The organism is Bellilinea sp. (assembly GCF_034432615.1).
Classification (GTDB): domain Bacteria; phylum Chloroflexota; class Anaerolineae; order Anaerolineales; family Anaerolineaceae; genus Bellilinea.
Genome location: NZ_DAOUBL010000246.1, coordinates 1 through 20,062, shown reverse-complemented (window position 1 = coordinate 20,062; position 20,062 = coordinate 1). Strand labels below are relative to the sequence as shown.

Annotated in this window: 20 protein-coding genes; 10 read left to right on the top strand and 10 right to left on the bottom strand. The window is 52.8% G+C overall.

The window, feature by feature from the left end; translation table 11 throughout:
* Positions 1 to 205: 205 nt before the first annotated feature.
* Positions 206 to 1,102: a tyrosine-type recombinase/integrase gene (locus VAE48_RS10820; protein ID WP_322793342.1), complete on the bottom strand. Its 897-nt coding sequence runs from the start codon at positions 1,100 to 1,102 to the stop codon at positions 206 to 208.
* Positions 1,103 to 1,424: 322 nt separating this feature from the next.
* Positions 1,425 to 1,637 (bottom strand): hypothetical protein, encoded by a 213-nt coding sequence (locus tag VAE48_RS10815; protein WP_322793341.1) that lies wholly within the window; start codon positions 1,635 to 1,637, stop codon positions 1,425 to 1,427.
* 148 nt (positions 1,638 to 1,785) lie between these two features.
* Between VAE48_RS10815 and VAE48_RS10810 the strand changes: the two genes are divergently transcribed.
* The 3 genes from VAE48_RS10810 to VAE48_RS10800 all read left to right on the top strand — a co-directional run bounded on the left by VAE48_RS10810 (position 1,786) and on the right by VAE48_RS10800 (position 4,751).
* On the top strand, positions 1,786 to 2,352 hold the full coding sequence (locus VAE48_RS10810; RefSeq protein ID WP_322793340.1) for a thermonuclease family protein: 567 nt from the start codon (positions 1,786 to 1,788) through the stop codon (positions 2,350 to 2,352).
* A gap of 200 nt (positions 2,353 to 2,552) precedes the next feature.
* A complete protein-coding gene (locus VAE48_RS10805; RefSeq protein ID WP_322793339.1) occupies positions 2,553 to 4,130 on the top strand; it encodes a class I SAM-dependent DNA methyltransferase in 1,578 nt (525 codons plus the stop codon).
* 90 nt (positions 4,131 to 4,220) lie between these two features.
* On the top strand, positions 4,221 to 4,751 hold the full coding sequence (locus VAE48_RS10800; protein ID WP_322793338.1) for a hypothetical protein: 531 nt from the start codon (positions 4,221 to 4,223) through the stop codon (positions 4,749 to 4,751).
* 3 nt (positions 4,752 to 4,754) lie between these two features.
* On the opposite strand, the gene VAE48_RS10795 is transcribed toward VAE48_RS10800, so the two are convergent.
* Complete coding sequence (locus tag VAE48_RS10795; RefSeq protein WP_322793337.1) at positions 4,755 to 5,369, bottom strand: NYN domain-containing protein; 615 nt, start codon at positions 5,367 to 5,369, stop codon at positions 4,755 to 4,757.
* A gap of 151 nt (positions 5,370 to 5,520) precedes the next feature.
* Between VAE48_RS10795 and VAE48_RS10790 the strand changes: the two genes are divergently transcribed.
* From VAE48_RS10790 to VAE48_RS10765, 6 genes are all read left to right on the top strand, one after another.
* On the top strand, positions 5,521 to 6,801 hold the full coding sequence (locus VAE48_RS10790; RefSeq protein ID WP_322793336.1) for a restriction endonuclease subunit S: 1,281 nt from the start codon (positions 5,521 to 5,523) through the stop codon (positions 6,799 to 6,801).
* A gap of 63 nt (positions 6,802 to 6,864) precedes the next feature.
* On the top strand, positions 6,865 to 7,563 hold the full coding sequence (locus VAE48_RS10785; RefSeq protein WP_322793335.1) for an abortive infection family protein: 699 nt from the start codon (positions 6,865 to 6,867) through the stop codon (positions 7,561 to 7,563).
* Complete coding sequence (locus VAE48_RS10780) at positions 7,560 to 10,751, top strand: type I restriction endonuclease subunit R (RefSeq protein ID WP_322793334.1); 3,192 nt, start codon at positions 7,560 to 7,562, stop codon at positions 10,749 to 10,751. The genes VAE48_RS10785 and VAE48_RS10780 overlap by 4 nt, the downstream gene beginning before the upstream one ends.
* Positions 10,752 to 10,793: 42 nt before the next feature.
* Positions 10,794 to 11,549: a nuclease-related domain-containing protein gene (locus tag VAE48_RS10775; protein WP_322793333.1), complete on the top strand. Its 756-nt coding sequence runs from the start codon at positions 10,794 to 10,796 to the stop codon at positions 11,547 to 11,549.
* A gap of 295 nt (positions 11,550 to 11,844) precedes the next feature.
* The gene (locus VAE48_RS10770) at positions 11,845 to 12,537 is read left to right on the top strand and encodes a hypothetical protein (protein WP_322793332.1); all 693 of its coding nucleotides are present in this window, start codon (positions 11,845 to 11,847) and stop codon (positions 12,535 to 12,537) included.
* Positions 12,509 to 15,394: a hypothetical protein gene (locus VAE48_RS10765; RefSeq protein ID WP_322793331.1), complete on the top strand. Its 2,886-nt coding sequence runs from the start codon at positions 12,509 to 12,511 to the stop codon at positions 15,392 to 15,394. The genes VAE48_RS10770 and VAE48_RS10765 overlap by 29 nt, the downstream gene beginning before the upstream one ends.
* Before the next feature lie 504 nt (positions 15,395 to 15,898).
* Here the strand turns inward: VAE48_RS10765 and VAE48_RS10760 are convergent.
* From VAE48_RS10760 to VAE48_RS10735, 6 genes are all read right to left on the bottom strand, one after another.
* Positions 15,899 to 16,126 (bottom strand): hypothetical protein, encoded by a 228-nt coding sequence (locus VAE48_RS10760; protein WP_322793330.1) that lies wholly within the window; start codon positions 16,124 to 16,126, stop codon positions 15,899 to 15,901.
* Positions 16,127 to 16,773: 647 nt separating this feature from the next.
* Positions 16,774 to 17,586, bottom strand: coding sequence for a Rad52/Rad22 family DNA repair protein (locus VAE48_RS10755; protein WP_322793329.1), 813 nt, complete (start codon positions 17,584 to 17,586; stop codon positions 16,774 to 16,776).
* 278 nt (positions 17,587 to 17,864) lie between these two features.
* Positions 17,865 to 18,137 carry a hypothetical protein gene (locus VAE48_RS10750; protein WP_322793328.1) on the bottom strand — a complete coding sequence of 91 codons (273 nt, stop codon included), beginning with the start codon at positions 18,135 to 18,137 and terminating at the stop codon, positions 17,865 to 17,867.
* A gap of 2 nt (positions 18,138 to 18,139) precedes the next feature.
* Complete coding sequence (locus VAE48_RS10745; RefSeq protein ID WP_322793327.1) at positions 18,140 to 18,316, bottom strand: SWIM zinc finger family protein; 177 nt, start codon at positions 18,314 to 18,316, stop codon at positions 18,140 to 18,142.
* Between the two features lie 205 nt (positions 18,317 to 18,521).
* Entirely contained in the window at positions 18,522 to 18,881 is a 360-nt protein-coding gene (locus VAE48_RS10740) for a hypothetical protein (RefSeq protein ID WP_322793326.1), read from the bottom strand.
* A gap of 83 nt (positions 18,882 to 18,964) precedes the next feature.
* The gene (locus tag VAE48_RS10735; RefSeq protein WP_322793325.1) at positions 18,965 to 19,186 is read right to left on the bottom strand and encodes a hypothetical protein; all 222 of its coding nucleotides are present in this window, start codon (positions 19,184 to 19,186) and stop codon (positions 18,965 to 18,967) included.
* A 144-nt stretch (positions 19,187 to 19,330) separates the two neighbouring features.
* On the opposite strand from VAE48_RS10735, the gene VAE48_RS10730 reads away from it, so the two are divergent.
* A complete protein-coding gene (locus VAE48_RS10730) occupies positions 19,331 to 19,699 on the top strand; it encodes a hypothetical protein (RefSeq protein WP_322793324.1) in 369 nt (122 codons plus the stop codon).
* 38 nt (positions 19,700 to 19,737) lie between these two features.
* Here the strand turns inward: VAE48_RS10730 and VAE48_RS10725 are convergent, their stop codons facing one another.
* Positions 19,738 to 19,899: a hypothetical protein gene (locus tag VAE48_RS10725; RefSeq protein WP_322793323.1), complete on the bottom strand. Its 162-nt coding sequence runs from the start codon at positions 19,897 to 19,899 to the stop codon at positions 19,738 to 19,740.
* Positions 19,900 to 20,062: the final 163 nt, after the last annotated feature.

Sequence of the window (20,062 nt, the reverse complement as noted above, 5' to 3'; positions counted from 1 at the left end):
CCCCCGGCAGTGCTCGAATATCACCCCTCGATGGGGTCGGCAGCCTTAAAAAGATGAGTGCCCCCGGCAGTGCTCGAATATCACCCCTCGATGGGGTCGGCAACCTTAAAAAGATGAGTGCCCCCGGCAGAACTCGAATCTGCAACCTTTTGCTCCGCAAGCATATGAAAAGTTCTGCCGAGGGACCTTTAGTAGAGGTTTGGGTTTAGTCTGAAGCAAATGAGGTAATATTCAGGTTTAACCGATCCACGGGGCCTGCTTTTCGATGAGCATTTTGGAGATCATCATCCAATAACTGAATGTATTTGCGAGTTGTCTCTATGCTGGCATGTCCCATAAGCATTTGAAGGCTGACCAAATCCATTCCCAATTTCAAGGACAATGTGGCAAACGACCGTCGTAGCATGTGAGGTGTCACTTTGATTCCGGAGCGTTTTGAAAGGCGTTGAAACATTCTTCTCATAGTGTCTTCGTTGAAAGGCTTGCCATTACTCGATTTAAAGAGGGGGCTTTCTCTTTCTCGACAGTTGAAATCTGGTAAGTAATCTAAAAGCGCATTAATGGTTGAGCGGCCGATAAATACGATCCTGTCTTTATTTCCTTTGCCCTGGACAACACGGATCATTCCGCTTTCAATTTGTACATTTCCAATTTTTAAGTTGCAAACCTCCTGTCGTCTCAAGCCACTATCAACGATCAAGAGGATTATCGCCTTTTCTTGGGGGTCACAGAATTCCAATAATTGTTTGATTTGGGAGGAGTTTAGAAAAGGAAGGCGTTGTTTTGGCGGAGGCGGTACCTTAATAGAAATTTTGTGATCAACCAGTTCTTCTTGAACTAGAAAATTTAAGAAAGTTCGAATTGCACGGCCGTAACCATTTAAAGTCCATTGAGAACCTGATGTTTGAGACATGAATTTACGAACATGCCTTGGTGATAATTGGATCACTGATTGAACCCCTTCTTTTTTTAGCCATTGAATAAAGCGTCCCAAAATGCTACGGTAAGTTCGAATGGTTCTAGGGGAACACCGCATTGCCTGACGCGAAAGGAGGAATTCATCAAAGGCTTCTTCTATTCGGATAGTGTGGTGCGGGCTCATTCCAACCTCCTTGAAAAGTAATATTTTGGTAATAATTTGTTACGAGATTGGATTCTGCCACTTCAAAAGGGCTTTGAAAACGAAAATTTTTTGCTATACTATTTACCTGGAAATAAATCAGCCCCACCGTTGCTCCACAACAGTGAGGCCGTAATGCAGGTGTGGGGGTTTTTGGATGATTTCACATCATCCTAGCAAATTTTCGCGCCGCCCGCAAGTACGGGTTCTACTATGCGCCTAATTTCGATATAATTTTTCATCAATCATAAACAAGACAAGCGATTGTTGTTCGGTTGTGATTGTGTAACCCAGCAATGGTCGGTCAAATATTCAAAAATCCTAAAACCAAAATTGCAATCCCAATTCTGATATTGTTTGGGGTGGTTACAATTTGTTGCGGGGTGTTCACAATTGGAAACATCATTCTCCCGGATTCAACCCCCACTGTAACTATTCCTCCAACATCTACCTTTACTTCCCTGCCAACAGAAACACACATACCAACCTCAAGCATCACCCCAACCCCTACAATCACTCAAACTCCTACGGAGACTCTTACTCCAACGATTACACCCACGCTAACCATCACGGTTACTCCAACCATCTCACCTACGACAACGGTCACCTTACCCGCAACCTCTTTGAACTGTGTTCCTAAAAACACCAAGCGGGAAACAGCCATCGTGAGTCGGGTGATTGATGGGGATACGATTGATGTGCGCATTGGAAACCAGACCTATCGGGTTCGATACATCGGCATAGATACACCAGAACGGGGAGATGTCTATTTTTACCAATCCTCCGAAGCCAATCGCCGACTGGTTGAAGGCAAAAAAGTGACCCTCGTGAAGGACGTGTCCGAAGTGGATCGTTATGACCGCCTGTTACGGTATGTCTTTGTAGGAGAAATATTCGTAAACTACGAGTTGATCAGGCAGGGGGATGCGTATGCCTATACTTATCCCCCAGATGTTGCCTGCGCTGATGTGTTCGTTGCTGCCCAACGGGCAGCAAGGGAATTTCAGCGGGGTTTCTGGAAACCAACACCCACCTATGTCCCTCCTGTCGTCCTCCCACCGGCGAGTGGTGGCAGTGGAAATTGTCACCCATCCTACCCTGATGTGTGTATCGCACCTCCGCCGCCGGATTTGGATTGTCCCGACATTCCCTTCCGCCGTTTCAGGGTGTTACCCCCTGATCCACACCGCTTTGACGGCGATCACGACGGGATAGGGTGCGAGTCGAATTAGTGATCTGTTTTTGATTGATTTTCACTAAAAAAAACCATATACTTAACCCAGACACAACTCAGCCTCACCGCTCGCATCGGTGAGGCTGGAACAGCAACGCGGTGAAGGCGCGTTGCGGCAAAAATAAGCATAGCAAACTTTTGCCGCCCGCGCAAGTTAACCGCAATGCGCGGGCGAGTTTGTTTATCAATGGAGGCAAATTGGCAAACGCACAAACCAATGGGGCAATTTTAGGATTTGAAAGGGAGTTATGGGCGGCAGCAGATGCTCTTCGAGGGAGTATGGACGCCGCAGAGTACAAGCACGTAGTCCTGGGGTTGATCTTCTTGAAATACATCTCAGATGCCTTTGAGGAGTATCACGGTCAACTGGAACGGGAACGCGAAGAAGGCGCCGATCCCGAAGACCCGGATGAGTACCGTGCCAAAAACATTTTCTGGGTGCCGGCCGAAGCCCGCTGGATACAAATCCAGGCCAAAGCCCGCCAGCCTGATATTGGCAAAGTGATTGATGATGCCATGACAGCGATTGAGCGGGATAATCCCGCGCTGAAGGGCGTCCTTCCCAAAGATTATGCCCGTCCTCAACTGGATAAACAGCGGCTGGGGCAGTTGATTGACCTGATTTCCAACATACGCGTTGGCGATGAAGCGGCGCGGGAGAAGGATATTCTGGGACGGGTATACGAGTATTTTCTCGGGCAGTTTGCCAGTGCAGAGGGGAAAAAAGGCGGAGAGTTCTACACCCCTCAGTGTGTGGTCAAATTGCTGGTTGAGATGCTCGAACCTTACCATGGGCGGGTGTATGATCCATGCTGTGGCTCGGGGGGCATGTTTGTCCAGTCCATGAACTTTGTCCGTGCTCATGCCACCGGAAATGGCAATTCCACCCACAAGAACGGCAGTGGAAAAGTCAAAGCCGATATTTCCATCTATGGACAGGAATCGAATTACAACACCTGGCGCCTGTGCAAGATGAACCTGGCGATTCGCGGCATTGAGGGACAGATTGCCCATGGTGATTCTTTCCACGATGACCGCTTTCCTGACCTGCGCGCCGATTATATTCTCGCCAATCCGCCCTTCAACGTTTCCGACTGGGGCGGTGAACGCCTGCGCGAGGACAAACGCTGGAAATACGGCATACCACCTGCGGGTAACGCCAACTTTGCCTGGGTACAGCACATGATTTACCACCTGGCACCGGGTGGGGTGGCTGGGTTCGTCCTGGCGAACGGCTCAATGTCCTCTAATCAGTCTGGCGAGGGTGAGATCCGTCGCAAAATCATTGAGGATGATTTGGTGGACTGCATGGTTGCCCTTCCTTCGCAACTTTTCTACTCCACCCAGATACCCGCCTGCCTGTGGTTCCTGCGGCGGGGTAAAAGTGAAGCGCGTCGCGGGCAGGTGTTGTTCATTGATGCCCGCGAAATGGGGCGTATGGTGGACCGTACCCACCGCGAATTAACCGACGAGGACATCCGCAAAATTGCCGATACCTACCACGCCTGGCGCAGAGGTGAAGAGAGTTATGCCGATGTGCCCGGTTTTTGCAAATCGGCAACGCTGGAGGAGATTCGCAAGCACAACTACGTGCTAACGCCTGGGCGTTATGTGGGCGCGGCAACTAAAGAGGAAGATGGCGAACCCTTTGAGCAAAAGATGCGCCGCTTGACCGCCGAATGGCACGCACAGGTAGAAGAAGCGAGAAGACTGGATGAAGCGATTGCCCGCAATCTGGATGAATTGGGCTTTGGGAGCCAGACAATCGCTTATTAAACGAATGGGCGTTTTCACTTAATAAGGCAATATCTATTAAATAAAATGGTTATATAAACCCTTTTTTTGTGAATAGAGGAGAAAAAAAAGATGACCCTTCAACTGGATTACCCTTCCGAAAATGAAATAAAACAGCGAGTGATCGCCGCGGTTTGCCGTTTATACCGGCATGATTGGGATTTGCTGGATGTGGAAATCAACGAGCGCGCCATTACCCATAAACTTGCAGAATATTTCCAGGATGAATTTCCAGAATGGCATGTAGATTGCGAGTATAACCGGCTAGGTAACCAAGTGAAAAGGGTGCACATTGAAAATCAGCCTGGAAATTTGGCAGATATGGATCAACAAGCCGTTATTCCGGATATTATTGTGCATCGGCGTAGAACTGGAAATAATCTACTGGCTATAGAGGTAAAAAAATCAGGCGGAAGCGAGGAATTAGATTACCAAAAACTAAGAGCTTTTACCATCCATCCGTCTTACAAATACCATTTCGGGTTGTTTTTACGAATAGGGCTTGGAAATGTTGAACTAACGGTATTCAGTAGGGGTCGAGAAATATCTTCGTGGACAGTAGATTTACAGGAGGCTTTGAGAGTATTGGGTTATGGCGAATAAATATCAATGCCATTCGACCGGACAACGAAGAGGGAATCCATCCGGTTTGACAATCTTTTCAGGAAATCGGCTCTTTTTCAAGATATTTCGCCCGATTGTAAGGTATCCATTACAAGTCTGTTTTAGAGTATTCGAATGGCGACCAGGAGGAAAGGCCACCACCACTCGCAGGTTAAATAGAGAACGAGCTCTTTGTACCACTCCGACCAAATCACTATCAGCGGAGATTAATAATGCAGTATCCATTTTCCCCTGGAAGGCATCGCTTAATAATTCAACCGCAATGTTCACATCGGTCATCTTTTCGTGATGAGTTTGGTAAGTATGTCCACACTGTTTACAAGTTACTATGTTGGAGAGAAAATGCCCATAGAAGATACGCACTTTGGGCAAGGTTTGCAGAGCCTCCAGAAAGATCGCTTGTCGGTCATGACGTCCCTGAGGACGTTTGACAATGGAAGTAAAATACTTTACTTCCACGAGGGTTTGTTCGGGCTTGAGCAAATGTTCTGCCAGAGATTGCAAATTGAGCCAATACGCCCATTTCCACCCTTTGGAGCGCAGGCCATAGTAAAGGTTGTAGCCATCAATGTAAACAATCACGCGTTGGGCTGGCACAATTCCACCTTATTTAAGAGACGTCCCGCCATTTGTGGCGGGCGTCGGCCCGGAGATGCTCTCTCCGGGGGGGCTAATTCTATTATAGCTGATAATCGTTTTTTGTCAATCGTCAATCTCTGTCCTCGTTCGGCACAACAGGAGCACGGCTATGGCGAGTGAGTGGCGGGAAGTCCGGCTTGTGGAAGTAGCGGAGATCATAATGGGCCAATCGCCGCCCGGTGAAACATACAACGCCCATGGCGATGGCCTCCCATTTTTCCAAGGCGTGGCAGACTTCAACTATCGTCATCCGACACCGCGTGTTTTTTGTTCAGCGGCCTCTCGCGTTGCCCTCCCTGGCGACATTCTGTTGAGTGTTCGCGCCCCCATAGGGCGCGTGAATGTGGCAGACCGGGAATGTGCAATTGGTCGTGGGTTAGCTATCATACGGCCAAAGAAGCCTCACGACGCGCGCTACATTGAGTTTGTACTCCGCTATTTGGAACCGTACTGGCATACGGTCGAGGGCGGCGGTTCAGTTTTTGGGAATGCGACCAGGCAAGACCTTGAAAGACTGGGACTGGGATGGCCATCAGCAACTGAGCGTCACGCCATTGCCCACATCCTCGGCACGCTGGATGACAAAATCGAACTCAACCGCAAGATGAGCCGCACGCTGGAGGACATGGCGCGGGCGCTCTTCAAGGCCTGGTTCGTGGATTTTGAGCCCGTGCGCGCCAAGACGGAGGGCCGCTGGCGCCGTGGCGAGTCCCTTCCCGGCCTGCCCGCCCACCTCTACGATCTCTTCCCCGACCGGCTGGTGGATTCGGAACTCGGCGAGATTCCGGAGGGGTGGAGAGTGGGGAGGCTCGGGGACATTGCAGAAAATCCACGGCGCAGCAAGCAACCAGAAGAGATTGCGCCGGGAACGCCCTACATCGGGCTCGAGCATATGCCTAGGCGGTCAATCGCACTGTCGGAATGGGGTGCCGCCGACAATCTGGAGAGCAACAAGTTCGAGTTCAAGAGAGAGGAGATTCTTTTCGGGAAGCTTCGGCCATATTTTCACAAAGTCGGCGTGGCACCGGTCAATGGCGTTTGCTCAACAGACATTGTAGTTCTAACTTCGCGCGAACATTCGTGGTTCGGCTTTGTGCTGGGACATATATCGAGTGAGGAATTCGTCGAATACACCAACGCAGGTTCTACCGGAACAAAGATGCCTCGGACAAACTGGTCTGACATGGCACGCTATGAGCTTGTGTTGCCACCAGACCCTGTGGTAGGGGCATTCACAACTTTGATTCAGCCGATGATCGAACAGATCATCCGCGGGATTCAGGAATCCCGCACCCTCGCCGCCCTGCGCGATACACTGCTGCCCAAACTTATTCGCGGTGAAATTCGGGTGAAGGATGCGGAGCGGTTTTTGAAGGAGAGAGGGCTGTGATTCGATAAAGAGAGGCCATGATGGGGATTAAGCCTATAAAACATATCCATAATTGAGGAAAAAATGGTATTTCCCAACTCACCGACCTTCCAAATGTATGGCGCCAGAGAGGCAATTGCGGGTGGTTTCTCGCATATTGAGAAGCAAGTCAATGCTATTGAAGAAGCAATCGCGAACAATCCGGGGCTGGCTTTCGATCTTGCAAGAACATTGATCGAAAGTGTATGCCGCACTATTCTCAAAGAGCGTTCCCTCTCTTATGATGAAAATGATGATTTACCAAAATTATTTAAGAAGGTCAGCGAAAGTATGCCATTTCTACCACCATCGGCCAGTCAGCACAATGAAGTGCGCCAAAGTTTGAAACAAACTTTGAATGGCTTGAACACCGCAGTTCAGGGAGTCTGTGAACTACGCAACCAATGCGGATTTGCTTCACACGGAGCTGATGCTCCGCGTCCATCACTGGAAGCGGCGCAAGCCATTCTGGCAGCCAGTGCCGCTGATACGATAGTGGGTTTTCTTTACAAAGTCCATCAACAAGATCGAGCAATAGAGCCAAAGTCGCATATGTCTTACGAAGACTACCCCGATTTCAATGAATGGGTTGACTCCGAGCATGGAACAATTCAAATTTTTGAACTTAAATTTCGTCCAAGTGAAGTATTGTTCATAATGGACCCGCAAGGTTATCAAAACTACCTGGCAGAGTACGCCCCCGACACTGACGCGGTGAATGCAAATGAGGAGACAAACGCATGAGCGAGAGCACCATCACTGAAAGTGTGGTCGAATCCGCCGCCCTTGCCTGGCTGGAAGCCTTGGGCTGGCAGGTCAAAAACGGCGCTGAAATTGCCCCGGATGGCACTACCCCCGAACGCAATGATTTCTCCGTTGTGGTGCTGGAGCGCCGCTTGCGGGATGCACTTGCGCTCCTCAATCCCGATCTACCCGCCGAAGCCCTGGAGGACGCCTTCCGCCGCCTGACCAACCCCGCGGGCGCCGATTTGCTTTCGCGCAACCGCGCCTTTCACAAGATGCTGGTAGAGGGCGTCAACGTGGAATACCGCGCCGCCGATGGGAGCATTCGCGGTGCGCAGGTTAGGGTGGTAGATTTCGACAATCCCACCAGCAACGATTTTCTGGCTGTCAATCAGTTTACCGTACTTGAAAACCGCCACTCGCGCCGCCCGGATATCCTTCTCTTCATCAACGGCTTACCCCTGGTCATTATCGAACTGAAGAACCCCACCGACGAACAAGCCACCATCTGGACTGCCTGGCAGCAATTGCAAACCTACCAATCCGAATTACCCACCTTGTTTTCCTTCAACGAACTTTTGGTCATCTCAGACGGGCTGGAGGCTCGGCTGGGGGTGCTGGAGGCCGGGCAGGAATGGTTCAAGCCATGGCGCACCATCACCGGAGAGGATTTCTACCCCGCAGTGGGCGATCAATTTGCTCAACCCGGCGTCCCACCGGTGCCTGAACTGCAAGTCTTGCTGGAAGGGGTCTTCGAGCCAACACGGTTGCTGGCTCTCTTGCGAGATTTTATCGTTTTCGAAAGTGACCGATCGCGATTGGTCAAGAAAGTGGCAGGGTATCATCAATTCCACGCTGTACAGGTTGCCGTGGAGGAAACCCTGCGTGCCTCTGCCATGCAGCAGCCATCCATCCGTGAACAGAATGCCGGTTACCTGACTCGCCGTCAGCCGGGAGGTAAGCCCGGAGACCGTCGAGTTGGGGTGGTCTGGCATACGCAGGGAAGCGGGAAGAGTTTAACGATGGTGTTCTACGCTGGGCGCATCATCCGCGAACCTGCTATGGAAAACCCCACGCTTGTCGTGCTAACCGATCGCAACGATCTGGATGATCAATTGTTCGGCACTTTCTCCCGCTGTCAGGATCTTCTGCGGCAGACGCCGGTGCAGGCAGAAAGCCGTGCCCACCTGCGGCAATTGCTTTCGGTGCAGTCCGGGAGGGTGGTGTTCACCACCATTCAAAAATTCCTTCCCGAAGAGAAGGGGGACCGCAACCCCACCCTCTCCGACCGGCGTAACATCGTGGTGATTGCCGATGAAGCCCACCGCAGTCAATATGATTTTATTGACGGCTACGCTCGTCACATGCGTGACGCCCTACCGAATGCATCGTTCATTGCTTTTACCGGCACGCCCCTGGAATTGGAAGATCGCAACACACGCGCCATATTTGGCGACTACATCAGCATTTACGATATCCAGCGCTCGGTAGAAGACCGGGCCACTGTGCCGATTTACTACGAGAGCCGATTGGCGAAACTCAACCTGCCCGAAGAACTCAAACCGAAGATTGATGAGGAGTTTGAGGAAGTGACCGAGGGCGAGGAAGTGGAACGCAAGGAACAACTCAAGACCAAATGGGCGCAGTTAGAAGCCATTGTGGGAGCGCCGCAACGGCTGGAATTACTGGCACGCGACATCGTCGAACATTTTGAGCAACGCCTCGTCGCCCTGGAAGGCAAAGGCATGATCGTCTGCATGAGCCGCTGCATTGCTGTAGAACTCTACCGTGAGATTGTCCGTCTGCGCCCAGAATGGGCAGATCCTGACGACACCCGAGGACAGATCAAGGTGGTGATGACTGGCTCTGCGGCAGACCCGGCAGACTGGCAGGAACACATCCGTGATAAACGCCGCCGAGAGTTGCTTGCCAACCGTTTTCGCAACCCCAATGATCCCTTCAAACTGGTTATCGTGCGCGATATGTGGCTGACGGGTTTCGATGCGCCCAGTTTACACACCCTCTATCTGGATAAGCCCATGCGCGGGCATGCCTTAATGCAAGCCATTGCCCGCGTTAACCGTGTTTTTCGTGACAAGCCCGGTGGGTTGGTGGTAGATTACATAGGTCTGGCACAGGAACTGAAAGAAGCCCTGGCAATTTATACGGAAAGCGGCGGGCAGGGCAACACCGCTTTGCCGCAAGAAGAGGCCGTGCGCTTGATGCTTGAAAAGTACGAAATTTGCCGCGCTATGTTCTACGGGTTCGATTATTCTTTCTGGTTGAAGGGCTCACCGCAAGAGCGACTGTCTGGGCTCCCTTCTGCACTGGAGTATATCTTGAGGTTGGAAAACGGTAAGGAGCGCTTTGTGCAAGCGGCTCAGGCGTTATCGAAAGCATTTGTCCTGGCGATCCCCCATGAAGAAGCCCTGCGTATTCGAGAGGAAGTCGCCTTTTTCCAAAGCGTACAGGCAGCACTCACTAAACGCACCCCTTCAGCCGGACGTCCGCAGGAAGACCTGGATCATGCGGTGCGTCAGATTCTGGCTCAAGCCATCACCCCCGAAGGCGTGATAGACATTTTCGCTGCGGCTGGCTTAAACAAGCCGGATATCTCCATTCTCTCAGAAGAGTTCCTGGCGGAAGTGAGCGGAATGCCCTATAAGAACCTGGCGGTCGAACTCCTTCAACGCCTTTTGAAAGATGAGATTCGGAGACTCCGCCGAAAGAATCTGATTCAGGGACGCACTTTTTCCGAATTACTGGAACAAACCCTGAGGCGTTATCAGAATCGCGCGATTGAGGCGGCGCAGGTAATCGAAGAGATGATCCAACTTGCTAGAGAGATGCGCGCTGCCAATGCCCGTGGTGAATCGTTGGGATTGAGTGAAGAGGAGATGGCTTTCTACGATGCCCTTGAGACCAATGATAGTGCGGTTAAAGTGTTGGGTGATGAGACTTTGAGGAAGATTGCCTGTGAATTGGTACGAACCGTGCGTAACAATATCAGCATAGATTGGACAATGCGGGAAACGGTACGAGCGAAAATGCGGGTGATGATCAAGCGCATCCTGCGCAAGTATGGCTACCCGCCCGACAAACAGGAGAAAGCCACGCAAACTGTACTGGAACAGGCGGCGTTGCTTACGGAGATGTGGGTGGCAGAAGAGATTGTTGTTCGTTCTTGACCGGATAACTCATAGAAAAATCAGAGAAAGAGGTAAACCTAGATGCCATATTATCGAAAAGCAGGCAAATCCACTCGGGAAATGGCCAGCCAGAGGCGACGCATAACAAATCTAATATTGTTCGGGGTTTTGGTATTGGCCGTGGTACTTGCCTTAACAGTTCAAAATTGGCAAAAATTGGGATTGAGCGGGGGACTAGTATTTGCTTTGCTCATCCTTCTCCGCATCCTGCCTGATATGATCGAAAAACCTCTCAGGAAGCGGGAAAAGGCAGAACGGAGAGCAGATCGAGGCGCAGTGGCAGAGGAAGAAATCGGAGACTTGTTGGCAACTCTTAATGATGACTATTTCGTTCTCAACGATGTTTCATCACCTTACGGAAATATAGATCATATTGTGATTGCAAAACATGGGGTCTTTTTGCTGGAAACAAAAGCCCATGGTGGGAGAGTGGAGATTCTTTCAGATAGGCTTCTTGTTAATGGTAAGAATCCCGAAAAAGATTTTATTGCTCAGACTTTAAGAAATACTTACTGGTTGCGTGAAGAAATAGAGAGAATAACCGGACAGAAAATTTGGATAACGCCAGTGATCGTTTTTACCAATGCATTTGTGGAAACCAATAGACCAATCAAAGGTGTCATCGTCACCAATAAAAAGTTTTTGATCTCGATCCTGCACCGTCAAACCAGGCCTCATCTAGGTATGACCAAAGTTTGGGAAATGAAAGAGAGAATCGCACATAAATTGGAAGAGGGTAGTAGTAGGTCATGGTCTAACAACTCTACGGCCGAATAACAAGGTTACTTATAAATACCTCCCAATTCATTCTCTCTGTAGAGAACTGTGATGCATCCATGGGTAGTAGCAGTGATTTTTCGACAAAAATAAAACCAATGTTTGGAGATATTGAAATTTCTATCCTCTACCCTGACCACCCGGAACATTTGTCTACAGAACACGGCCGGGTCGTGACGTATCTGGAGGTGGCGCGGGAGAAACTTTGCTACTTTAATGCTGCACAGGAGGAACCTAACGCGAGTCTTAAGCGCCTCCAACAAACCATTCTGGATCGAGCTTTTCGAGGGGAGCTATGAACGATCTATCGCCACCTTCCAATTGGACTCGTCAACGGCGGAAAATCCGCGATTGGTTGAGAAGCATTGCAGTATCCCTTGGGGAACTCTACGAGGGTGCTGTCCGCATTTTGTTTTCCGAGGATCCTTTTCCGGGGAGGGTCCGATTTGTCGCCCATGCCGTTCGGGAAATACGAAATCGCCTCCCTGATGTGATTGCAGGGCCTAAAATGGGAACCCGTCTGGATTACATCAATCGCATGGACAACCTTCTCAAGGAATGGAGGCAAGCGGGGTTTCCACTAGATGGGTCTGCACCAATTCCGATTGTGGGGCAAGCCTCACTACCATCAAACACTAATATTCCAATACCCAAGCAGTTGTATTTCGAATTAGCGAAAATCGTAAGGGACCACCATCAAACTCGCGAAAAGCCCACTGATGCTGCAAGACGCATCTTCGAGGCAATAGACCCTAATAACAAGAGCGATGAGAATGCCCTTAGGCCAAGAATAAATCACTGGATTGATATAACAAATTGGTTTGTTCAGCGCGTTCACGATAACGGCTCAACTGACACTATGGTTGCCACTATCGAAGAGTTGATAGGTCAGTTTGAAGTTTTTGAGGCTGCAATGTTCGCCGTCATCGAGCCATTCTTTGAGACTATAAAGGAGCTGGATGAAATCCTGGAAGAAGCCAACTCGTGAGCAGGTTGACAAGGCGGTAGCGCTGCTCGTTCATGCGCAGCAATATCGCTATTTCTTCAACAAACTCCAGAACCCGGAGTGGTTGGAGCCGCTGCGGGAAAAGGAGTTCTTCCGTCATCCGCCGGCGCCGATTCGAGACGAGGAAAAAGGAACGATCCGTTTTCCGCTGTGGCCTGAGGCACAGTATCTCGCCCGCGTGGCGCAGCATAAGCCCGATCTCGTCATTGAAATTATTCAAAATATGGATGATACCGACAATGCTGCGGTAATCTCAGACCTTGTAGATGCGCTGCTTGTCATACCGTCTGATGTTTCGACGCGGCTCGTCGAAAAGGCCGCGCGCTGGGCAGAATCTCCATATCTGCTCGTACCACAGAAACTAGGTCAGTTGATTGCCCATTGGGCAAATGGAAAGCGCACCGAGGAGGCTTTGCGTGTGGCGCGCGTGCTACTAGACGTCTTCCCGGACGAATACCAATTGCAGGCAGTACCGAATGAGGAATTTAGGTTTCCGCTGGATCTGAGGGCACGCTACGACACTCGGTATTACGAGGAGATTCTCAAGAAGGACTTTCCCCAACTTGTCCGTGCTGCGGGATTGCCTGCATTAGAGCTACTGTGCGACCTGTTGGACAAGGCAATACGGCTTTCTCGACAGCGTGACGGCATTGAAGCAACCGAGGACTATTCATTTATCTGGCGTCCTGTTATCGAGGAACATCCACAAAATATTAGTCGCACCATCGAGACCGTCCTTGTCACCGCGGTCCGTGATGCGGCGGAGGTTATCGTGCAGTTCGGGTACGGGACGGTTGAAGAGGTCGTGAAGGCGCTCGAGCGTAGGCAATGGAAGGTCTTCCAACGCCTCGCGCTGCACCTCCTCAGGGTATTCCGTGAGCAGGCGGCAGGGCTTGCGGCCGAGAGGCTGACCAACCGAGCGCTCTTCGAAGATCGGAGTGTACAGCATGAGTATGTGCTCTTGCTGCGAGAATGTTTCCCGAAACTAACGCCGGAGGAGCAAGCCACAATCTTGGGATGGATTGAAACCGGTCCCGACACGGAAAAGTTTAAACGTTCACGAGAAATACAAACGGGTTCCCCACCCTCGGACGATGAAGTTATCCAATACCGCGAGATTTGGCAGCGGGACTGGCTGACCAGAATGGGCGTTGAGCATTTACCAACGAAGTGGCAAGAACGCCATCGAGAACTCGTCGACAAATACGGCGCGTCGAAATATGTGGAATTTCTTGTATACAATGAGGGCGTATGGGTGGGGCCGACCAGTCCCAAGTCAGCCGATGAGCTTAAGGCGATGTCCGTCGAGGAGATCGCGCAATTCCTCAGGACGTGGATGCCTCCGGACGATCTTTTCCGTGTGTCGTCTCCAGAGGGGCTGAACCGCGTGCTCTCGTCCGTCGTTGCGGAGGATCCAAGTCGTTTCGCCGCCAAGGCGCCACTGTTCCAGGGCTTGGACCCGACATATGTTCGTGCCCTTCTGTCGGGCCTCCAAGACGCCTTAATCCAGGGTAAGACTTTTGAATGGGAGCCGGTCTTAAATCTTTGCAATTGGGTGCTCTCACAGCCACGAGAGATCCCTGGTCGGCAGGTGCGAGACTTAGATGCTGACCCCGACTGGGAGCGAACTCGCGAAGGGATTGCGAATCTCCTCTCTGCAGGCTTCAAGGACCGGCCTGGCGCCATCCCTATCGGCCTACGACAAATGGTATGGGGCATCCTGAAGCCCCTGATGGATGACCCCGAACCTACCCCGGAGTACGAGCAACACTACGGTGGCTCCAACATGGATCCCGCCACCCTCTCGATCAACACTACCCGCGGCGAGGCCATGCACGCGGTCATACGCTACGCGCTTTGGGTACAGCGACATCTGGAGAAGGAGCCAAGCTCGGAGGAACGTCTTCGGAAAGGTTTCGACGAGATGCCCGAAGTACGTGAAGTTCTGGAAACGCACCTTGATCTGGCTCGGGAATCGTCACTCGCCATCCGTGCGGTGTACGGCCAGTGGTTCCCCTGGCTTGTCCTTCTTGATCCCGAGTGGGCGAGGGAAAATTCGGTGCGAATCTTTCCGCATGACGCGGAAAACGAAGTTTTCTTTGAAGCGGCGTGGAATACTTATGTTACGTTCTGCCCGCCTTATGACAGCGTGCTGGAAATCCTCCGCCAACAGTACTCGCTGGCAGTAGGGCGGATTAGCACTCAGCGGGAAGATACCCGATGGCTGGCTAATCCAGACGAGAAGCTTGCGGAGCACCTTATGGCCTTCTACTGGCGTGGCAAGCTCTCACTTGACGACCCCTTGCTTACAGGCTTCTGGAAAAAAGCGCCAGGTGCCTTACGAGCTCACGCGCTGGAGTTCATTGGGCGGGCCTTGGAGCAAACGAGAGAGCCTATCCCAGCAGAAATTTTGGATCGGTTGAAAGAGTTGTGGGAACAGCGTCTTACCATCGCCAAAACAACAGAACAATCCTCCGAGTTCGAGAAAGAGCTAGCGGTCTTTGGCTGGTGGTTCGTGTCTGAGAAGTTCGAATTGGACTGGGCCATCGCACAGCTTTTAGCATCACTTTATATCGCCCGTACGATACTTCCCGAAGATGAGGTGCTGGAGTGCCTTGGTAGAGCAGCGAAAACCCATCCCCAAAAATCTGTTGAATGTTTGAGACTAATTGCGGAAGGAGACCGTGAAGGTTGGAAGCTTTATCTTGGTCTCGAGCATGTCCGAACTATTCTAGGGCTTGCACTGCAGCATCCGGATGCCAAGGATGAAGCTGTGCGGATGATACATTACCTTGGTAGCCGCGGGTTTCTCGACTTTCACGACCTTTTAGAGCAGTAAGTTACTACACAATAATCCAGCAAAATTTTTCCGGTGTGTATCTCAGCCGCCGTAGCGTTGCTGCCGCACATCCTGGCAGCAATCTCGCTCAGCCGCAGTGAACGAGCGGCCAGGAGAGCCTCTCCCAAAGACCAGGATGACCGATTGAAATAGTGCATATGTTCTATTATAATAATAGTATGCTCCGCTTGTGGTCGCATTACCGGGCGTGGTGGGCACAGCGACGGGCCAAACCGAACGCCGTTCCTTACGCCGTTCCTTTGCCCTTGACGCCTCTCTGCTGGATACCCTTCATACCCTTGTTCGTCAGACCGGTCAGCCCGAGGACGCCCTCACCAACGACCTCCTCGCCACCGGCCTCCAGGCCCTCTCCCAGCGCGATTACCTCTGGCAATGTTGGCACAACCTCACCCCCCGCGAACAGCAGGCAGTCGCCCTTGCCTGTCTCAGCTTCACCGTTTTACACATCTACACTGACAGCCTGTTTGTCCATCATCCCGATGATCATATCACCGAGGCGCTCACCCTCTGCTCGAGGCCATCGAGCTTCGGACCGGCATCCCAGTCACCTTGGAGGGTATCTACCGCTGGATCGTATTTCCCCCAGCACGACGTCACCCCCGCATCCCTGTTGCCAATCGCTACTTTGGTGACTTCACCGATGGCCGCATTAAGGCTCGCGGGATCGCCTTGCGCCGCCACGATATGCCTCGCCTGGTCGTCCAGACCCAAACAGCCCTGCTGCACATCCTAGCCCTGGCCGATCACCCTTCGCAGCACGTGGCGGAAGCTCGGGAGTTCGTCGCCACCAAATCATGCGTTTGCAGCACCTTGCGGTAGCCGTGGCTGGCCTACGCATGGTGGTGAAGTTACGTTACCCTCCTACTGGTTACCGCTGCCCCGGACCGGTAGCACAGGCCGCGTGGCAAGTTCAGGCGCGCGGCATCACCCTCGTCCCGAGATGCGTCTACACTTCTGGTTCACCCGTGATGGCATCCAAATCACCCCGCCCTCAGTCGAAGACATTGATGCCGACCGTTATGCTCGCCTGGTGTGGCGGACAGCCAGTGAAATTCTGGACCCCCTCAGCCCAATCTTTCCACCCCTCCAACCAAAATTGCCGTGGTTCACACGTACTTCTCACTCGATTATACCTGAGCCACTTCCCCAAGCAGAAGCGCGCCCACCAATCACTGCTACGTGCTTCCTAACCAAAGCCCATATGCTTCTTCTATCTCAGGTATTCTATCCTTTTGATTGAATTATAGAGGCAAACCCCTGCCGAGGTTACCATGGGCGGACTGGTACCACCCCAAAGCCCTTTGCAGAGTAAAGGAAAAAGCCGGGCGGGTAGCCCGGCTCTGTTCCCGCAGGGGGTGTTAGCCAGCATAGGCGGCTTGCAGGCTGAGGAACGCCCGCGCCATGCGCTGGGCAACCTGGTCAGTGTGGTTGCGGGGTTGAAACCCTTTCCCATCGGTGGACGCCAGCCATCTTACATAACCCTGGCTTGCGGGACCACTTGCCCATAACTCACCAAAGGTCTTCCCGTTGTGCTTGCCGAACGTCAGTTTGTATGCGCCGGGGTCGGCCAGCTCGCCTTCCGGTGCAGCCAATTCAGCGGCGGGTTGAGGGGCAGGGTCAGGGTTGTAGCCGAGTTCAGTCATGGCTTTCTCTGCCGCTTCCCGCTCCGTTGCGGCGTGCGTGGCTTTTTCAAGCCTTTCTGATGGTGAAAGCGCCCAGTCCGGGAGTTTGGGCGGGTTGATGATTTTGCGCTTGGCGTGGTCGTAGTCGCACCACACCTGAGGTAAGGCGTACAAGTACGCACCCAGCCCAAACTTGACGCAGGCCCTTTTAAAGGCTTGCGCGGAAGCGGTCGTTACCGCGTTTGGTTCAGTGCGTTCGCTACCCTCGCCGGTGAGCAAACATTCGCCATCGCCCGTGCGGGTGACACCGTTGACGGTAAGGCGGCACAGCACAACCACTCGATCCGTCAGCATGGTGATCTGGTAATCATCCTGCCACTCCGGGCAGACCAGATTAAGCCGTTGGATATAGGGACGGCTGTCCACATACGCTAGTGCCAAGGCTTTGGTCTTATCACCGTTCAGCGCGCCTGGTTTGAATTCCACCTCTGATGAGGGGAAAGGTTCCTGGAGAGCTTCCAGGATTTGAGAGAAATCGAATTGAGACATGGTATAACCTCCTTTTGTGTCCCCCGTCCGCAGCCGGGGGCAAAATGGTGTTTTGCCCTGCTGCGTCAGGGGAGAGCCACACGGCCTCCCACCACCCTGGACGGTATCCAGAGCAGAGGGAGACCGTGCGGCGGGAGGTTACCACGTCCTTACCGCCTATGCTGTTGTTAAGGTGCTGCCCCTTGCGGGAAATCGCCTGCCCGGAGTTGCACCGGGGAACCTCGTCAGGCGGAATTTTCGTTAGGGCAGGGCGGGTAGCCCTGCCTTCTATCGCTCGCCTATTCGCCTTTTGCCTGCTCCATCTGATCGCGCCACATGAGTTCAAGCAGTGGGGTGATCTGCTTTCGCCAGTCCGGGACCACCTTTTCCAAGCAGTCGAGGCACAAGACATAGCCCTCAACCATCGGGGCGGGGTCTAGCGGCACTGCAGCATTGCACAGATCGCAGTACACCTCGTTGGCTCCAAGAGTCGGTCCAACTTCAACACCGTCCTCGGTGTAGATGACAAAAGCCGGGCGTTCTTCGGGATACCACAGGGTGATCTTTGCCATGGCTACACCTCATACTGGACGTACAGGATGTGCTTGCAGGGGAACCACTGCCCGTTAGCCTCAAAGTCCGGGCAGGTGCAACCCCAATGTGCTTTGCCCTGTTCTTCTACCCGCGAGACGGTGTAGAGCCGAGGTGACCGGCGATGAGTGTGGTTAGACCACACCTCCCAGATGGTCACGATTTTGCCCTGCCCACGGTAGACCTGCCGGGATTGGATTCGGAACGCGCCCTTGTCTTTGGCGTCATACATGCGTTCCCGGCGCTTTGTTGCCTCTTCACGGAGTATGGCATTTACGTTCATCGTTTTCCTCCTTTGGGTCAGTGCCGCACCACTGACCCGGGTAATTGGGTCAGTGGGCTGGAGCGGCAGCCCAAAGGGGGGACTAGAAGGGGACTTCTTCGGCGTCTGCGTCTGGGTCGGGCGTTTCAGGATCAGGCAGCTGCGTACCGCAGTCTAAGCAAACCGTCACTTCCCGGATGTCGTCCCAGACTTCACCGGCGGCGAAGTGGTAACCGCCCATAGAGACGGTGGTGGTGCGCCGGTGAGGACATTCTTGCCTTTCCTGGTACGCATCCGTCAGGTAGCGAATTTCATCGTACACATGCTCGTTGAGCGCATCTGCCAGGTGATCGGACAGATACTCGATGAATTTCTGCCAGTCCTTGGGCTTATCCCGATAAGCCAATGCGTAGAAGATGTCCTCCTCCGTTACGGTGAGGCTGGCAACAACTTTGTCGAACATAGGTATTCCTCCTTCGGGTCGGCTCCGCACCGCCGACCCATGTGGTATGAGTCGGCGGGCAGGTGCGGCTGCCCGAAGAAGGTTTAACCGGGGAGCGGTACTGGCTCGTCAGCCATCACCCATCTACCTTGCTTTGTTTGTACAAACAAGGCGAGGTAGATTTTTCGTCCCTTTGGGCGCGTCACGAAAGCCAGCGCCCAGTCGGGGCGTTCGGGGTGGTTGATGATCCGTTGGATCACGTAGTCGGCGCGGTGGCCAGAGACTATATCCCCAACTTTCCACCCATCAATCTGGAAGTCCCGCATTTCCTCCTCCTTTCTCCCCGGCTCCGCACCCGCCGGGGAATGTGGTGATTCCCCAGGTGCGGCGGGTTGAAAGGATAAGGCACAGGCGAGCGATATTCACTTGGTAAGGTGCTAACCGGGAATTGATCCGTCCCGGTCGGGTGTTTGGCAAGCGGGCGGGAGACGGGTAATCTCCCGCCGGGGGAGTTTGGACGCCGCAACCCGTTCCCGGCATTGCCGGAGTTTGCGCCCGCACTCCCTGAAAATTTGGGGGTTACATGGCGCACCTCCTTGAACGGGTTTTTGGCGCAGGCAGGTCAGAACCGGAATTGTGGTTTGTACGGTTTCCGCTTCTCCGTACACATCCCTCTGGTCGAGGGACGCCTGTTTATTCTGCCTGCCGTGACCGCCCTGCCGGACTTGCACCGGCGGGTACTGCGAGGGCGGTCGGCGCTTTTGGTAATGTGCTATCCCTTGCGGGCAGGTCACTCCTGCGGGATTTGCACCCGCACAAGGCGCTGTGCGGAGTGGTGAATTTGGAGAGGGGCTTGTGGCCGCTCTCCGGGGGGGACTTACCGCCACCTGCGGGTCAGGATTGCCAGCAGCGCCTCCCTCTCTTTTTCGTCTTTCGCTTTATACAGTAAGCGAAAGATGAAAAATTTTTGAAGAGAGTCGTAAGCAATCAGCGCTACGGCGAATACGATCAGCAGGGGTATCGCTTCGGTCAGGTTCATTGGATCACCTCCTTTCGTTCCCCACGCCGATGGGAGAGCAGCCCTCTCCTGCCGGAATGGGGAACGAAATCTGCCGCTGGCGTCCAAGTGGACAAATCGGCGGGTAAATGGTGAACCTGCCCATCGTTGTTAAAGTCCCGCCACGGGCTTTGTCAGCCGGTGG